This window comes from Actinomadura sp. NEAU-AAG7, from assembly GCF_018603865.1.
GTDB classification, from domain to species: Bacteria; Actinomycetota; Actinomycetes; order Streptosporangiales; family Streptosporangiaceae; genus Spirillospora; species Spirillospora litoris.
In genome coordinates, this window is sequence record NZ_JAHFZY010000002.1 from 694622 (window position 1) to 710248 (window position 15627).

9 protein-coding genes are annotated in these 15627 nt (G+C 74.3%); 6 read left to right on the forward strand and 3 right to left on the reverse strand.

Annotated features, from left to right (window positions below):
* The first annotated feature begins 67 nt into the window (after positions 1-67).
* The 5 genes from KLI87_RS12545 to KLI87_RS12565 are packed head-to-tail and all read left to right on the forward strand — an operon-like array spanning position 68 to position 6311.
* Complete coding sequence (locus KLI87_RS12545) at positions 68-625, forward strand: hypothetical protein (protein ID WP_214617069.1); 558 nt, start codon at positions 68-70, stop codon at positions 623-625.
* Positions 622-3102: an Hsp70 family protein gene (locus tag KLI87_RS12550; RefSeq protein WP_214617070.1), complete on the forward strand. Its 2481-nt coding sequence runs from the start codon at positions 622-624 to the stop codon at positions 3100-3102. The genes KLI87_RS12545 and KLI87_RS12550 overlap by 4 nt, the downstream gene beginning before the upstream one ends.
* Entirely contained in the window at positions 3102-3989 is an 888-nt protein-coding gene (locus tag KLI87_RS12555) for an OmpA family protein (RefSeq protein ID WP_214617071.1), read from the forward strand. Before KLI87_RS12550 ends, KLI87_RS12555 begins: the two co-directional genes overlap by 1 nt.
* 5 nt (positions 3990-3994) lie before the next feature.
* Positions 3995-5506, forward strand: coding sequence for a hypothetical protein (locus KLI87_RS12560; RefSeq protein WP_214617072.1), 1512 nt, complete (start codon positions 3995-3997; stop codon positions 5504-5506).
* Between the two features lie 34 nt (positions 5507-5540).
* Positions 5541-6311 carry a DUF5995 family protein gene (locus KLI87_RS12565; protein ID WP_156217684.1) on the forward strand — a complete coding sequence of 257 codons (771 nt, stop codon included), beginning with the start codon at positions 5541-5543 and terminating at the stop codon, positions 6309-6311.
* Between the two features lie 62 nt (positions 6312-6373).
* Here KLI87_RS12565 and KLI87_RS12570 read toward each other — a convergent pair whose 3' ends face one another.
* Together KLI87_RS12570 and KLI87_RS12575 are read right to left on the reverse strand one after the other, a co-directional pair.
* Positions 6374-6931 (reverse strand): snapalysin family zinc-dependent metalloprotease, encoded by a 558-nt coding sequence (locus tag KLI87_RS12570; protein WP_156217683.1) that lies wholly within the window; start codon positions 6929-6931, stop codon positions 6374-6376.
* A gap of 30 nt (positions 6932-6961) precedes the next feature.
* Positions 6962-7687 (reverse strand): trypsin-like serine protease, encoded by a 726-nt coding sequence (locus KLI87_RS12575; RefSeq protein WP_156217682.1) that lies wholly within the window; start codon positions 7685-7687, stop codon positions 6962-6964.
* A gap of 994 nt (positions 7688-8681) precedes the next feature.
* On the opposite strand from KLI87_RS12575, the gene KLI87_RS12580 reads away from it, so the two are divergent.
* Positions 8682-14135: a carboxyl transferase domain-containing protein gene (locus KLI87_RS12580; RefSeq protein ID WP_214617073.1), complete on the forward strand. Its 5454-nt coding sequence runs from the start codon at positions 8682-8684 to the stop codon at positions 14133-14135.
* Here the strand turns inward: KLI87_RS12580 and KLI87_RS12585 are convergent.
* A complete protein-coding gene (locus tag KLI87_RS12585) occupies positions 14125-15294 on the reverse strand; it encodes a CdaR family transcriptional regulator (protein WP_214617074.1) in 1170 nt (389 codons plus the stop codon). The two genes, KLI87_RS12580 and KLI87_RS12585, sit on opposite strands and share 11 nt — an antisense overlap.
* Between the last annotated feature and the right edge of the window lie 333 nt (positions 15295-15627).

Genomic DNA, 15627 nt, shown 5'->3' on the forward strand with positions numbered 1-15627 from the left:
TGTCTAGGTTCGGCCCCATGCCTCCCGAACCCTCGTCCAGCGCCCGCGCCGACCGAACCGTCCGGTCGTGAGGGGACGACGGGCCGGGGAGGCCGGGGCGGCGCTGCGCCAGTGGCGGTGGCCCCGGGAGTTCCGGATCCACCGGGCGCAGTGGCCGGACGACATCCTGGCCGCCTTCGCCGACCTGACCGCCTCCGCCGAGCCGCCGCCCGCGGCGGCCGACGCCGAGCCGCCTCCGCCCGTGCCCGACCAGGTCCCCGGGCTGGCGGGACGGTCGCTCGCGGACGTGGCGACGTCGGTGTGGCGGCTCCACGTCCGGACCGCGAGCCTGCCCGAGGCGATGCGCTCCACCACCCGGCAGGTCGAGAAGGCGTGGGACACGCTCGTCCAGGCCGGGGTCGAGATCAAGGATCACCTCGGCGAGCCCTTCGACTCGGGGCTGAGCATCAGCGTCGTCGCGTTCCAGCCCACGCCGGGGCTGGAGCGCGAACGGGTGATCGAGACCATCCGGCCGAGTGTCTACTTCGGTGACCGGCGGATCCAGATGGCCGAGGTCATCGTGGGCACCCCGGACTCCGCCGACCAGATGCCGCCGCGCGAGGGAGCGAGGGAGCAGCGTCCATGACCAGGACCACGATCGACTTCGGGATCGACCTCGGCACGACCAACAGCGCGATCGCCGTGCTCGGCGGCGTGGACGCCAAGGTGTTCAAGAACGTCGACGGCAGCGAGACGACGCCGTCGGCGGTGCGGGTCGACCAGCGGAACCGGCTCTATGTCGGGCGCGAGGCGAAGGAGCGCAGCGAGCAGGACCCGGAGAACACCTGCGTCGAGTTCAAGCTCCGGATGGGGACGACCGGCCGGCCCAAGGTCTTCCGGGACGCGGGGCGGTCCATGGAGCCCGAGGAGCTCTCCGCCGAGGTCCTCAAATCCCTCAAGCGCGACGTGGAGAGCGTCGGGGACGAGGTGGCCGCCGCCGTCATCACCGTCCCGGCCGCGTTCGAGCTGAGCGCGTGCGAGGCGACGAAGCGGGCCGCCGAGCTGGCGGGGCTGGCGCAGGCCCCGCTGCTCCAGGAGCCGACGGCGGCGGCGCTCGCCTACGGGTTCCAGGCGGAGGTGGAGAACGCCTTCTGGCTGGTCTACGACTTCGGCGGCGGGACCTTCGACGCGGCCGTGGTCAACATGCGCGACGGCGAGTTCAACGTCGTCAACCACCGGGGCGACAACCTGCTCGGCGGCAAGCTCATCGACTGGAAGATCGTCGAGACGCTGCTGATCCCGGCGGTGGTGCAGCGGTACGGCTTCGCCGACTTCACCCGGGGGAACCCGCGCTGGCCCGCCGCCGTCAACACGCTCAAGCTCGCCGCCGAGGCCGCCAAGATCCAGCTGTCGCGGCGGGAGTCGGTCGACATCGACGTCGTGCTGGTGGACGCGCGGGAGCAGCGCTTCGAGTTCGACTTCGACCTGCGGCGCGGGGACATCGAGCGGATCGCCGAACCCTACATCGCGCGGTCGGTGGACCTGTGCCGCCGGGCCCTGAAGGAGAGCGGGCTCGGGCCCGGCGACGTCGAGAAGGTGCTGCTGGTCGGCGGGACCACGCTGTCGCCGTACCTGCGCGAACGCATCGCCGACCCGCGGGAGGGGCTCGGGATCGCGATCGACCAGAGCCAGGACCCGCTCACCGTGGTCGCCAAGGGCGCGGCGATCTTCGCCGGGTCCAAGCGGCTGGAGGTCCGGCCGTCCCTGGCGAAGCCGGACCCGGGCGCCTACTCGGTCGAGCTGGAGTACAGCCCGACCGGGCCGGAGACCGAGCCGTTCGTCGGCGGGAGGGTGACCGGGCCGGAGGCGGCGGGGCTCGCGGTCGAGTTCGTGAACGCCGAGGCGAGGCCCGCCTGGCGCAGCGGCCGGATCCCGCTGTCGGACGAGGGCACCTTCACCGCCACGCTCTGGGCGGAGCGGGGGCGCCGGAACACCTTCGGCATCGAGCTGACCGACGCGTCCGGCACCGCCCTGGGGGTGAGCCCGGACCGGCTCGACTACACGGTCGGCGCGGTCGAGACGCAGCCGCTGCTCCAGCAGACGCTCGGGGTCGGGCTGGACGGCAACGAGTTCCTTCCGCTGCTCCCGCGCAACACCCCGCTTCCGGCGCGGCGGAACGTCGAGATGCGCACGACGGTCGCCGTGAACCGGGGCACCGGGGAGGGGATGATCCGCATCCCCGTCATGGAGGGCGAGCACGACCGCGCCGACCGCAACCTGCGCATCGGCCGCCTGGTGGTCGAGCCGAACCAGGTGCGGCGGGACGTGCCGGAGGGCAGCGCGGTCGACTTCACCATCGTGGTGGACGAGTCGCGCCTGGTCGTCGCGCGCGCCTACGTCCCGCTGCTGGACGAGGAGTTCGAGCACGTCATCAACATGCGGACCGAGACCGTCCCGAAGCACGAGGACCTGGTCCGCGACTCCAAGGCCGAGAAGCACCGGCTGGAGACCGTGCGGCGGCGGCTGACGGAGATCGGCGACGCGCGGGCGACGGAGCTGCTGCTGCGGATCGACCGGGACCGGCTCGTCCGGGACGTGGAGTCGAAGGTGGAGGCGGCGCGGGGCGACACCACCGAGGCGATCGAGGGCGGCAAGCTGATCCTCGTCCTGCGGGCGGCGGTCGACGACATCGAGGACGCGCTCGAATGGCCCGAGCTGGTCAGGGAGTCGCAGGAGCTGCTGGCCGTCGTGCAGGACGTCGTCCGGGAGAAGGGCAACGGCGACCACCGGCGGTCGCTGTCGATCGCCGAGTCGTCGGTGCAGGCCGCGCGCGCCGCGCGGGACGCGCCGCTGCTGCGGCAGCGGATCGAGGACCTGCGCACGCTGGCGATGCGGGTGCTGGACGAGTCGGGCGACCTGCCGTTCATCATCTTCGAGAACCTGTGCGCCCACCGGTCGGACATGCGCGACCCGGACGAGGCCCGCGACCTCATCGCGGCGGGGCGCCGCGCGGCGGCCAAGGGCGACGCCGGGACGCTGCGCGACATCAACCGCGTCCTCGCCGACCTGCTGCCCGACGACCGCGCGGGCCTCGACCTGCTGAGCACGGTGAGGAGGGTCTGATGGCCGACGGGGCCGACAGGGCTGACGGGGCCGATCGGGCGGCGCTGCCGCTCGCGGCCCGCGAGCTGGCGCTGGCGCAGGCCCGCACGCTGGCCCGGCACGGCCGCTACGCCGAGGCCGAGGCGATCTTGACGGACGCGGGGCGCGACGCCGACCCGAGCGTCCCGCTGCTGGACCTGCTCGCCCGCGTCCACGCCCAGCAGGGGCGGCTGGACGAGGCGGACGCGGCCTGGGACGAGGCCGAGCACCTCGCCCCGGGCAGCCCGGAGATCGCCGAGTGCCGCCGCCGCGTCGCCAAGGCCCGCGCCCGCCGGTCGACCCGTCCGGCCTGGCCTTACGCGGCGGCCGTGGCGGTGGTGGCGCCTGCGGTCGCCGTCCTCGTCGTCGCGGGTGCCGGGGAGGAGGGCGACAGGCCCGCGCCGGTGGTGGTGCGGACGGTTCCGGCCGCTCCGGCGCCCGCGCCGGACGTGCCGGCCGGGATGGACCTCGGGGTGCCGGGCGCGGTCGCGCGGCGCCGCCAGGGGGAGATCTCCGTCAGCTTCAGGCAGGGCCTGTTCCAGGACGGGGTGCGCCTGTCGCGGGACGGGCGCGCGGTCCTGTCCGCGCTCGGTGCGCGGCTGCGTCCCTACGCGACGCGGATCTCGGTGGCCGTGATCGGGCACACGGACGACCGTCCGGTGCCGCCCGGCCGCGGGTACGCTACCAACACCGAGCTCGGCACGCTGCGGGCGATGGTCGTCCGCGAACTCCTCCATGACCGCGCGGGGATACCGACCGGCAGGTTCACGGTGTCGAGCCTCGGCGCCGCGTCCGCCCTCGGCGGCGACCGCTCCCCCGCCCGGAACCGGACCGTCGGCCTGCGGATCTCCCCGGCCGGTCAGGAGTGAGCACCATGACCGAGGACGTGATCGGCCCCCTCCTGGACGAGTTGGGCCCCGACCTGTACCGCGAGAACGCGTTCCGCGTCACCGGGTTAGGGGTGCACGCGAGCGCCCGCGACATCCGGCGGCACGCGGAGAAGCTGCGGGTCGCGAGCCGCTTCGGGGCCGAGTCCGCATCCGGGAGCGCATCCGAGAGCGCAGCCGGGAGCGCCCTGTTCGGCGCGGCTCCCGACGCCGCCGAGGCCCGGCAGGCGGCGCAGCGGCTGCGCGACCCGGCCCGGCGCCTGCTCGACGAGCTGTTCTGGTTCTGGCCGCTCCAGCCGGGGCGTCCCGACCAGGCGGTCGCGGCGGTGCGGCGCGGCGACCTGGGCGAGGCCGAGCGCGTCTGGACGGACGCCGCGTCCCCCGCGGGCAGGCACAACCTGGCCGTCCTCGCCCACGCCCGCGCGCTCGACGACTCCGGCGCCGCGCCCTGGCCGGAGGCGTTCGCGGCGTGGCTGCGGGTCGTCCACGACGAGGAGTTCTGGCCGCTGCTGGAGGCCCGCGCCCGCGACCTCGCGGACCCGCGCCTGGGCCCCGGCACCGCCGCCCGGATCCGCGACGACCTCCCCGAGGCCCTGCTGACCATCAACGCGCGCCTCGCGGTGACCGCGCTCCGGGACGGCCGCCGCGCCGAGGCCGAGGCCCAGGTCGCCGCCATGACGGGCTCGGGGTTCGACCGGCTCGACGTCACCGAGGCGCTGCGCCGCGCGGTGGAGCCCGGCGCGGCCCGGCTCCGGACGATCGGGGAGCACGCGGAGCACACCGCCGACGCCGACCCGGCCCGGGGCGCCGAGGCCGCCGAACGCCTCCTCGACCAGGCGGCGCCGCTGCTGGACGTCCTGGCGCTCGCCCATCCGCAGGACGGCCCGGTCCTGCGCGGCGCCCGCGACGACGTCGCGAACCGCGTGCTCGGCTGCGTCATCCCCTACGCCAACGCGACCGACGACTGGCCGCCCGCCGTCCGGGTGCTCGAACGCGCCCTCCCCGTCGCCGCCACGACCGCCGTGCGCGAGCACCTCTCCGGCAACCTCGACATCGCCAAGGGCAACCTCGCCCGCGGAACCTGCCTGTTCTGCGAGGAGCAGCCGTCGGACGAGGGGAGCTTCCTCGAACTGAAGCTCAGCGGCGACATCCAGCACCAGGTGGGCCGCGTCGCGTGGCAGGTGTTCACGGTGAACGTGCCGCGCTGCGCGTCCTGCCGGTCGGGGCACGGGAGGCGGCGGGTGAGGATCCACGGCTCCGCCTTCGGGACGGCGGCCGGGGGCGCCGCCCTCGGCATCGGCGCCCTCGCGGCCGGCCTGACCGGCCCGGGAATCGCGGTCCTCATCGCCGTCGCCATCGGCTACGTCGTCTTCCTCGGCGCCTTCAACAACTCGCTGTCGAAAGACGACAGGGCCAAGGTCCTCGAATTCGCGCCCATTCGCGATCGCATGAAAGAGGGCGGATGGTTCTTCGGCTCCCGCCCGCCGGGAGTCAATTGACGCTCTTGTCGACGCCTTTCTGAGGAGGTGGCACATGGCCGCGGAGAACATCGACGACGTCATCGCCGGACTCGCCGAGATCGTCGCGAGGGCCGTCCAGACCGGCGACCGGGTCGGGTACTTCGCCGCGCTGTACCGGCAGGTGACCGTCGAGGTCCGCCGGGCGATCCACGAGGGGCGGTTCGACGACGGCCCGCGCATGGACCGCTTCGACACCCATTTCGGCAACCGCTACTTCGAGGCCCACGCCGCCTGGCGGCGCGACCGGAGCGGGCCCCGCTGCTGGCGCGAGACGTTCGGCCTGCTGCCCGACGGCGACACGGTCATCGTCGCGCACCTGATCCTCGGCGTGAACGCGCACATCGGCCTCGACCTGGCCGTCGCCGCCGCGCGCACGAGCCCGGGGGCGGAGATCCAGGCGCTGCGCCGCGACTTCCTGCTGATCAACGACATCCTGGCGCGCGTCGTGCTGGCGGTGCAGGCGGCGGTCGGCGACGTCTCACCGCTGCTGTGGCTCCTGGACCAGGTCGGCGGGCGCGGTGACGAGCAGATCCTGGACTTCAGCATCCGGCGGTCGCGCGAGGAGGCGTGGCACAACGCCGTCCTGCTCGCGGGCCAGGACGACGCCGGGCGCGAGGCGACGATCGAGCGCATGGACGTGCGCGCGGCCGTGCTGGCCCGGCTGATCGCGCGGCCCGGCGGCCTCGTCCGTCCGGCGCTGGAGCTGATCCGCGCCACCGAGAGCCACGACGTGCCCGCGGTCATCACCCACCTGGACCACGCGATGGAGCAGCCCGCCGCCTGAGCGCGGACGGGCCGCACCGCGGGCACGGCTTGGCTCGTGCCCGCGGTGCGGGGTCCGGCGGACTAGAAGGTGTAGCAGTCCGCGTAGGCGTGCTGCCTGGTGAGGGTGGTGACCCAGCCGCCGCCCGCGTTGCGGCGGACCGTGGCGGCCTCGGTCGCGTGCGGGGCGGTGACCTTGCACGAGGTCGGCGAGCTGTGGCCGGACATCAGGTAGTCACAGCGGCCGTTGCGGTTGTCGGGCAGGCCGAGCGCGTGGCCGAGCTCGTGCGCGGCGATCCGCGGCGGGTAGAAGCCGTCCTGGACGGCCTGGCGGCCCATGTAGATCGTGCCCCGGCCGAAGCCGTTGGAGATCGTGCGGGGCCAGCCGTTGTCGGCGTAGATCCGGATGGTCGCCTGGCCGCCGGTGGCGGCGACGAGCTTGATCGTGGGCACGGCCACGTTCCACGCCTCTGCGCCCTCGTCCACGGCGGCCTTGAACTCCTGCGACGCGCTGGCGTCGTAGTAGATCGTGCGGACGGCCGCCGGGGCCGCGGCGGACGCGGTGTCGACGACCAGCGCCGGCAGCAGCATCGCGAGGCCGAGGGTGACGGCGAGCGTCATCATGATCTTGCGGAAGGACATCGGAACTCCTACGGGTGAGGGGAGCCTGGGTCAGCGGCCGATCTGCTGGTTGATCCAGGACAGGTAGGGCGCGATGCCGGTGTAGAGGGTGCTGGTCGCGCACTCGCCGCGGTTGTCGCCCGGGCCGTGGGTCTCGCCGACGAGCGTCCAGTCGCCGCGGGTGCCGGTGACCGCCGGGCCGCCGGAGTCGCCGTGGCAGGCCGAGTGGCCGCGGTCGCCCGAGACGCAGACGTCGTTGGCGGTGCCGCCGCCGGCCGCGCAGCTGCTGCTCGGCAGGATCGTGAGGTCGATCTCCTGGAGCGTCGTGGCGTTGCGGCAGCTCGGCCAGCTCATGCAGCCGAAGCCCAGCAGCCGGACGGGGGTGTTCGCGGCGGGCTGGCTCTGCGCCATCTTCACCGGCGTGCCCGTCGCGGGCGTGGACAGGTGCATCAGCGTGAGGTCGGTGCCCGAGCGGGTGGTCCGCCGGTCGATCGAGCGGACCTCGCCGCCGGAGTTCTTGCTGTTCGAGCCGATCCGGCCCGAGGACGCGGAGCCGCAGTGGTTCGCCGTCACGATCCACTGGGGCGCGACGAGGCTGCCGCCGCAGCCGTTGCTGAGCGCCACCATCCAGGGGTAGGTCTCGGTCGCGTTGTGCCCGCCGATGATGGGCGCGGGACCGCTGGGGGCGGGGGGCTGGGCCGCGTTCGCGGCGGTCGCGCCACCCATCGCAAGGGCGAGGGCGCACGCGCCCAGCGTCGCTTGCATCAGCTTGCGCATGGCAGTTTCTCCAATCGGCGTCATGCCGCCGACGACCCCCAGCCCTGCTCTCGGGACCGGAGCAGGGCGGGTACGCGACCCCGCGATGGCGGGTTCGTCAGGAGACGAAGGCCGCCTCCGGGCCCTGGAGGCGAGCTTTCGTCGCGACCGCCCGGGCTAGGGGTGGGCGGTCGGGCATGGCGTTGCGGGGCCATGTGGTCCTGGACGGTGGGGCCGCGACTCTCGTCGGCGGCCGCGTCCATGGCGGGGAGCGGGGAGCGGGGGGCGGGGCATTGCTTTCGTCCGACAGGAAATCTTCCTATCGGATTTGCTATACGATAGCCGCCGCTCCGAATAGCGGGCAAGTGCCGATCCGGCGCCGCCGATTCGCAGCGTAATAGACCAGCGCAGTTCAGCGACCGGACCAGCCTGCGGCATCCCAAATTCGTTGATACCTGACCAGCGTCCCGGCGGCAATCGGCAACGTTTGCACAAGGGCAAGCTGAGGCGGCATTTCCGATAGCGCGGATGGGCCCTGTTCGACCATTCAAGGGGATAGCTCAGCGGTTATGCCCACCGGCGCGAAAAACTTCCGCCCGCCAGCGTCGGAGTGCGCGCGCCGCCCGGGGTCCCGGCGGCGCGGAACGCGGCGGGCGCACGCCGGGCACGGTCCGCGACGGTTCGTGCGCACAGGGCTCCGGCGGGCGGGCGCCGTGCGCGGCGGCCACCCTTGGCCCACCTTGCCCGAACCTCCGAAACCCCTTGTCAAGCGAGCGTTTCGCCTGGTCAGAGCCGGGGCTTTAGGTGGGGACAAGCCTGCCACTGCCAGGGCCGTGCATGCTCGGGGGGTGCGCAGGTGGGCGGCGGCTTTTGGATGTTTCCCACAAATTGGGGGCGCCCAGCCTGCCCTGTCAGCGGCATGGCGCTGCCGCCCCGGAGGCGGAAGGGTGAGCATGGCCGGGGGCCGACCATGTCCACGGCGCGCACATCGGTGGTCCAGAGGAGGGTTCGGACGGTGTTCAGTCGTGTCGCCATCGTCAACCGTGGTGAGGCCGCGATGCGGCTCATCCACGCCGTGCGGGACCTCGCCGCGGAGACCGGGACCCGGATCGAGACCGTCGCCCTGCACACCGACGTCGACCGCGCGGCGGCGTTCGTGCGGGAGGCCGACCGGTCCTACGATCTCGGCCCCGCGTCCGCGCGCCCGTATCTCGACCTGAAGGTGCTGGAGCGCGCGCTGGTGGAGACCGGCGCGGACGCGGCGTGGGTCGGCTGGGGCTTCGTCGCGGAGGACCCGGCGTTCGCGGAGCTGTGCGAGCGCGTCGGGGTGACCTTCGTCGGCCCGAGCCCGGAGGCCATGCGCAAGCTCGGCGACAAGATCGGCGCGAAGCTGATCGCCGAGGAGGTCGGGGTCCCGGTCGCGCCGTGGAGCCGGGGGGCCGTCGAGACGCTGGAGGACGCCCTGGCGTCGGCGGCGGAGATCGGCTACCCGCTGATGCTGAAGGCGACGGCGGGCGGCGGCGGGCGCGGCATCCGCGTCGTCACGAACCCGGCCGAGCTGGAGGACGCCTACGAGCGCACCGGCCAGGAGGCCGCGCGGGCCTTCGGCAGCGGCATCGTGTTCCTGGAGCGCCTGGTCACCGGCGCGCGGCACGTCGAGGTGCAGGTGATCGCCGACGGGCAGGGCACGGCGTGGGCGCTCGGCGTCCGCGACTGCTCCGTGCAGCGGCGCAACCAGAAGGTCATCGAGGAGTCGGCCTCGCCGGTGCTGAGCGCCGAGCAGGCGGCCGAGCTGAAGTCCTCCGCCGAGCGGCTGGCCCTCAAGGTCGGCTACCGGGGCGCGGCGACCGTGGAGTTCCTCTACCACCCGGGCGAGCGGCTGTTCGCGTTCCTGGAGGTCAACACCCGGCTCCAGGTCGAGCACCCGATCACCGAGTCCACCACCGGGTTCGACCTGGTCAAGGCCCAACTGCACGTGGCCTCCGGCGGACGGCTCGACGGCGCGCCGCCGGTCGAGCGCGGGCACGCCGTCGAGGCGCGGCTGAACGCCGAGGACCCCGACCGCGACTTCGCCCCCTCCCCCGGCCGGATCGCGCGGCTCGACCTGCCCGCCGGGCCCGGCGTCCGGGTCGACACCGGGGTCCGCGAGGGCGACACGATCCCCGCCGACTTCGACTCGATGATCGCCAAGATCATCGCCTACGGCCGCGACCGGGACGAGGCGCTCGGCCGGCTGCGCCGCGCGATGACCGAGACCACCGTGATCATCGAGGGCGGCGCGACGAACAAGAGCTTCGTGCTGGACCTGCTCGACCGGCCCGAGGTGATCGACGGCAGCGCCGACACCGGCTGGATCGACCGGGTGCGCGGCGAGGGCGGGCTGGTCTCGCACCGCCACTCGGCGGTCGCGCTGGCCGCCGCCGCCATCGAGGCCTACGAGGAGGAGGAGCGCGCCGAGCGGCAGCGGCTGCTGTCCACGGCGTTCGGCGGGCGCCCGCAGGCGCGGCACGAGAGCGGCCGCCCGCTGGACCTCAAGCTGCGCGGCGTCGGCTACCGGCTGCGGGTCGCGCGGGTCGGCGCGCACCGGTTCCGGGTCGGCTTCGAGGTGGGCGAGGACGTCCGCACCGCCGACGTCGAGCTCGACCGCTTCAGCAGGCACACCGGGCAGATCGCCGTCAACGGCGTCCGGTACCGGCTGCTCACCGGCACGCACGGGCCGATCCACCTCGTCGAGGTGGACGGCGTGGCGCACCGCGTCAGCCGGGACGAGGGCGGCGTCGTCCGCTCCCCCGCGCCCGCGCTGGTCGTCGCGACCCCGCTGAAGGCGGGCGACGAGGTCGAGGCGGGCGCGCCGGTGCTGGTGCTGGAGAGCATGAAGATGGAGACGGTGCTGCGGGCGCCGTTCCGGGCGCGGCTGAAGGAATGCGTCGTGTCCGTCGGGAGCCAGGTGGAGACCGGCGCGCCGCTGCTGCGGCTGGAGCCGCTCGCCGACGGCGCGCGGGAGGAGGGCCCCGCGGACGGCGACGCCGTCGAGCTGGACCTGCCCGCCGCGCCCGGCGCGGTCCCGGCGCGGACCCGCGCCGTCCGCGGCCAGGAGGACCTGCGCAGCCTGCTGCTGGGCTTCGACGTCGACCCGCATGACGAGCGCCGCGTCCTGGACGACTACCTGGGCGCGCGGCAGGCGGCCGAGCGGGAGGGCCACCAGCCGCTCGCCGGTGAGCTGCGCCTGGTCGAGGTGTTCGCCGACCTCGCCGAGCTGAGCCGCGACCGCCCCGAGCAGGGCGACGGCACCGACGGCGGCCACGTCCACAGCGCCCGCGAGTACTTCCACACCTACCTCCAGAGCCTGGACGTCGAGCGGGCCGGGCTGCCCGAGGCGTTCCAGGCCAAGCTCGCCAAGGCCCTCGGCCACTACGGCGTCACCGAGCTGGAGCGCTCGCCCGAGCTGGACGCGGCGGTCTTCCGGATCTTCCTGTCCCAGCAGCGCGCGGCCGCCGACACCGCGGTGATCCTGGCGCTGCTGCGGACGTGGCTGCGGGAGCCGCCGCCCGACCTGACGCTGCGCGAGGACGTGGGCCTCGCGCTGGAGCGGCTGGTCGCGGCGACGCAGGTGCGCTTCCCCGCCGTGTGCGACCTCGCGCGCGGCGTGGTGTTCGCCTGGTTCGCGCAGCCGCTGCTGCGCCGCAACCGCGCCCGCGTCTACGCGGAGGTCCGCAAGCACCTGCGGCACCTGGACGCCAACCCGGACGCGCCGGAGCGCGGCGAGCGCATCGCCGAGATGGTCCGCAGCACCGAGCCGCTCGTGCGGCTGCTCGGCCAGCGGCTCGGCCGCGACGGGCGGGACAACTCGATCCTGCTGGAGGTGCTGACCCGCCGCTACTACGGCAACAAGGGGATCACCGGCGTCCGCACCCGCGAGGCCGCGGGCTGCACGTTCGTCGTCGCCGAGCGCGCGGGCTCGTCGGTGGTGTCGGCGGCGGTGGGCTTCGAGGCGCTGGGCGGCGCGCTGGACGGCCTCGCCGAGCTGGCGCGCGGCGAGGACGACCTCGACGCCGACATCTACCTCGCCTGGGAGCGGCAGCCGGAGGACTTCGGCGCGATGGCCGAGGCGCTCCAGGAGGTCATCGACGCCCACCCGCTGCCCGAGCGGGTCCGGCGGGTGACCGCGACCGTCGCGGGCTCCGGCGGCGCGGTCATGCACCACCACTTCACGTTCCGGCCGTCCGGGGGCGGGATGGCCGAGGAGCGGCTGATCCGCGGCCTGCACCCCTACATCGCGCACCGGATGCAACTGGAGCGGCTGAGCGAGTTCGACCTGACCCGGCTGCCGTCCTCCGACGAGGAGGTCTACCTCTTCCGGGCGGTGGCGCGGGGCAACCCCTCCGATGACAGGCTGGTGGCGTTCGCGCAGGTCCGCGACCTGACCGAGCTGCGCGACCTGGACGGCAGGCTGGTCGCGCTGCCGACCGCGGAGGACACGATCGCCGCGTGCCTGGACTCGATCCGCCGGGCGCGGTCGCGGCGGCCGTCCAAGAAGCTGTTCCCCACCAACCGGATCGTGATCTACGTCTGGCCGCCGAGCCCCATGACCCGCGCCGAGCTGGAGATGATCGCCGGCCGCGTACTGCCGACGGCGGCGGGCGCGGGCCTGGAGGAGATGCTGTTCATCGCCCGGCGCCGCGACGAGGCGACCGGCGCGCTGCGCAAGATCGCCGTCCGGGCCACCTTCGACGCGGCCGGGCGCAGCGAACTGCACATCGGCGAGCCGTCCGACGCGCCGGTCGAGCCGATCGACGGCTACCGGCAGAAGGTGCTGCGCGCGAGCAGCCGGGGCACCGTCTACCCCTACGAGCTGACGGGCCTGCTCGGCGACTTCGTCGAGCACGACCTCGACGACGCGCACGCGCTGGTGCCGGTCGACCGCCCGAAGGGGCGCAACACCGCCGCGATGGTCGCGGGCGTCGTCACCACGCGGACCGCGCTGCACCCGCAGGGCGTCAGCCGGGTCGTGCTGCTCGGCGACCCGACCAAGTCGCTCGGCGCGCTGTCGGAGCCGGAGTGCCGCCGCGTGATCGCCGCGCTGGACCTCGCGGAGCGGATGCGGGTGCCGCTGGAGTGGTACGCGCTGTCGTCGGGCGCCCGGGTCTCGATGGAGTCGGGCACCGAGAACATGGACTGGGTCGCCGCCGCGCTCAAGCGGATCGTCGAGTTCACCCAGGACGGCGGCGAGATCAACATCGTCGTCGCGGGCATCAACGTCGGCGCCCAGCCGTACTGGAACGCCGAGGCGACGATGCTCATGCACACCAAGGGCATCCTCGTGATGACGCCGGACTCGGCGATGGTGCTGACCGGCAAGCAGGCGCTCGACTTCTCCGGCGGCGTGTCGGCCGAGGACAACTTCGGCATCGGCGGCTACGACCGGGTGATGGGCCCGAACGGGCAGGCGCAGTACTGGGCGCCGAACCTGGCCGCCGCGCGCGACGTGCTGATGGCGCACTACGACCACACCTACGTCGCGCCGGGCGAGGACGGGCCGCGCCGGGCGAGCACGACCGACCCGGTCGACCGGGACGTGTCGTCCTTCCCGCACACGGTGGCGGGCAGCGACTTCGCCACGGTCGGGGAGATCTTCTCCGCCGAGGCCAACCCGGACCGCAAGAAGCCGTTCGACATCCGGACCGTCATGCGGGCGCTGTCGGACCAGGACCACCCGGTGCTGGAGCGCTGGGCGGGCATGGCCGACGCCGAGACGGCGGTCGTCCAGGACGTCCACCTCGGCGGGCGGCCCGCGTGCCTGCTCGGCATCGAGTCGCAGGCGGTGCCCCGGCGCGGGTTCCCGCCCACCAACGGCCCCGACAGCTACACGGCGGGCACGCTGTTCCCGCAGTCGTCGAAGAAGGCCGCCCGCGCGATCAACGCGGCCAGCGGGAACCGTCCGCTGGTGGTGCTGGCGAACCTGTCGGGCTTCGACGGGTCGCCGGAGTCGATGCGCAAGCTCCAGCTGGAGTACGGCGCCGAGATCGGCCGCGCGATCGTGAACTTCCGCGGGCCCATCGTGTTCTGCGTGATCTCGCGGTACCACGGCGGCGCGTTCGTGGTGTTCTCCAAGGCGCTGAACCCGAACATGACGGTGCTCGCGCTGGAGGGCTCGTTCGCGTCCGTGCTCGGCGGCGCGCCCGCCGCCGCGGCGGTGTTCGCCGGTGAGGTCAACGCCCGCACGGCCGCCGACCCCCGCGTCCGCGACCTGGAGGCCCGCGTGACGGCCGCCTCGGGCGCCGACCGGGCGTCGCTGACCGCCGAGCTGGACGAGCTGCGCTCGTCGGTGCGGACGGAGAAGCTCAACGAGGTGGCCGCCGAGTTCGACCGCATCCACGACATCCGGCGCGCGGTCGAGGTCGGCTCGGTCGACGCCGTGATCGGCGCCGCCGAGCTGCGGCCCCGGATCATCGAGGCCATCACGCGCTGACGGCGAGGACGCGCGCCACCGCGGCGGTCAGCACGCGCACGCCGTGCGCGGTGGCGGGCGCGATGCCGGTCAGCTCGCGGGCCCGGTGCAGCCGGTAGTCGACGGTGCGGGGGTGGATGTGCAGGTGGGACGCGGTGGCCAGCCGGTTCATGTCGTGCCGGTAGTAGGCGTCCAGGGTGGCGACCAGGTCGGGTCCGCGGGCGAGCTGCTGGGCCACCTGGCGCAGCCAGCGCTCGACCTCGGGCAACCGGCCCGCGCCCAGCTCGACGAAGACGTCCTGCAGCGTGCTGACCTCGCGCGGGACGGCGCGCAGCGGCGCGGCCGCGCTGATCCGCCGGGCCATGGCCAGCGCGTCGGGCAGCGCGTGCCGGTTCGCGCTCGACGCCCCGACGGCGCAGGGCCGGCCGACCGCGGACGCCACCGCGCGGGCGAGGTCGAGGGCGCGCCGCCGGACGCGCGCCTGGGCGCTGTCGCCGGGCACGAGCGCGACGAGTTCCAGCGGCTCGCGCCACCGCAGCGGCACCGGGCGCTCGGCGGTGAGGGCGCCGACGATCCGCTCGCGCTCCCCGGCGGGCGGCGGGGCGCCGCGTTCGGCGATCCGGACGACCGTCACCGTGTAGCGGGGGGCGAGCGTCATGCCGAGGACCTCGGCCAGCCCGGCGGCGACGGGGTCGCCGCCCAGCAGGGCCGTGGCGAGCTGCTGGACGCGGTGGGTGAACGTCAGGACGTTGCCCTGCCCGTCCAGGAACCCGTGGGTGTAGGCGTCCTTGGCCGCCGTGCCCTGGGGGCCGAGCCAGCCGAGGAGCCGCATGAGCGCGTCCGCCTCCCCCGGCCCGGCCGCCTCGTGCAGCTCCTGCACCGCCAGGGCGGAGTGCAGGCCGAGGACGTGGTCATGGGACGCCAGCGACATGCCCGCCAGGGCGCGCTCGCGTCCGGCGGCGACGATGCGCGCCAGGTCGTCGCCGCCGAGGGGCCGCTCGTCGGCGGCCAGCTCGACGGTCCGGCGCCGCAGCAGCACCGCGAACTCGACCAGCGCGTCCCGCTGCGGCCCCGCGGCGGCCACGGCGCAGAACTCGGGCACCTCGCGCGCGTAGACCTCCACCGAGCGCCGGGCGTTGGCGCCGATCCGGCTTTCCAGCAGCTTGAACAGGTCCCCCATGGCGCTTCCCCCCTGCGGCGCGAACGCGCCGTCACCCCCCTTGTTCGCGTGCCGTGGCCGCGCGGATGACCCGCGCCCCTGGCCTCATGCGGACGCGTCCCGACGCCCTGTGAGGTCTCACAGGGACCGCCCGCGCGTTCTTCGCGGGGTGACGAAGAAACGGCGACGACGCTTCCGGCAGTGTGTACTCCGGAAACACCCGGGTCCCTCGGACGGGGGACCGGGAACAACGGAACCGGCCGGAGCGGCGGGCGGCCCGTCCCTCTTCGGGCACCAGGACGGCGCCCGCACCGGCGGTGGGGTCCGCCCGGCCGGCTTCAGCCGATAAGCGCG

Coding starts and splice junctions, on each gene's coding strand:
- KLI87_RS12570 (WP_156217683.1), bottom strand. CDS start 6,931: ATGTCCTTCCGCAAGATCATGATGACGCTCGCCGTCACCCTCGGCCTC.
- KLI87_RS12560 (WP_214617072.1), top strand. CDS start 3,995: ATGACCGAGGACGTGATCGGCCCCCTCCTGGACGAGTTGGGCCCCGAC.
- KLI87_RS12575 (WP_156217682.1), bottom strand. CDS start 7,687: ATGCGCAAGCTGATGCAAGCGACGCTGGGCGCGTGCGCCCTCGCCCTT.
- KLI87_RS12550 (WP_214617070.1), top strand. CDS start 622: ATGACCAGGACCACGATCGACTTCGGGATCGACCTCGGCACGACCAAC.
- KLI87_RS12555 (WP_214617071.1), top strand. CDS start 3,102: ATGGCCGACGGGGCCGACAGGGCTGACGGGGCCGATCGGGCGGCGCTG.
- KLI87_RS12565 (WP_156217684.1), top strand. CDS start 5,541: ATGGCCGCGGAGAACATCGACGACGTCATCGCCGGACTCGCCGAGATC.
- KLI87_RS12585 (WP_214617074.1), bottom strand. CDS start 15,294: ATGGGGGACCTGTTCAAGCTGCTGGAAAGCCGGATCGGCGCCAACGCC.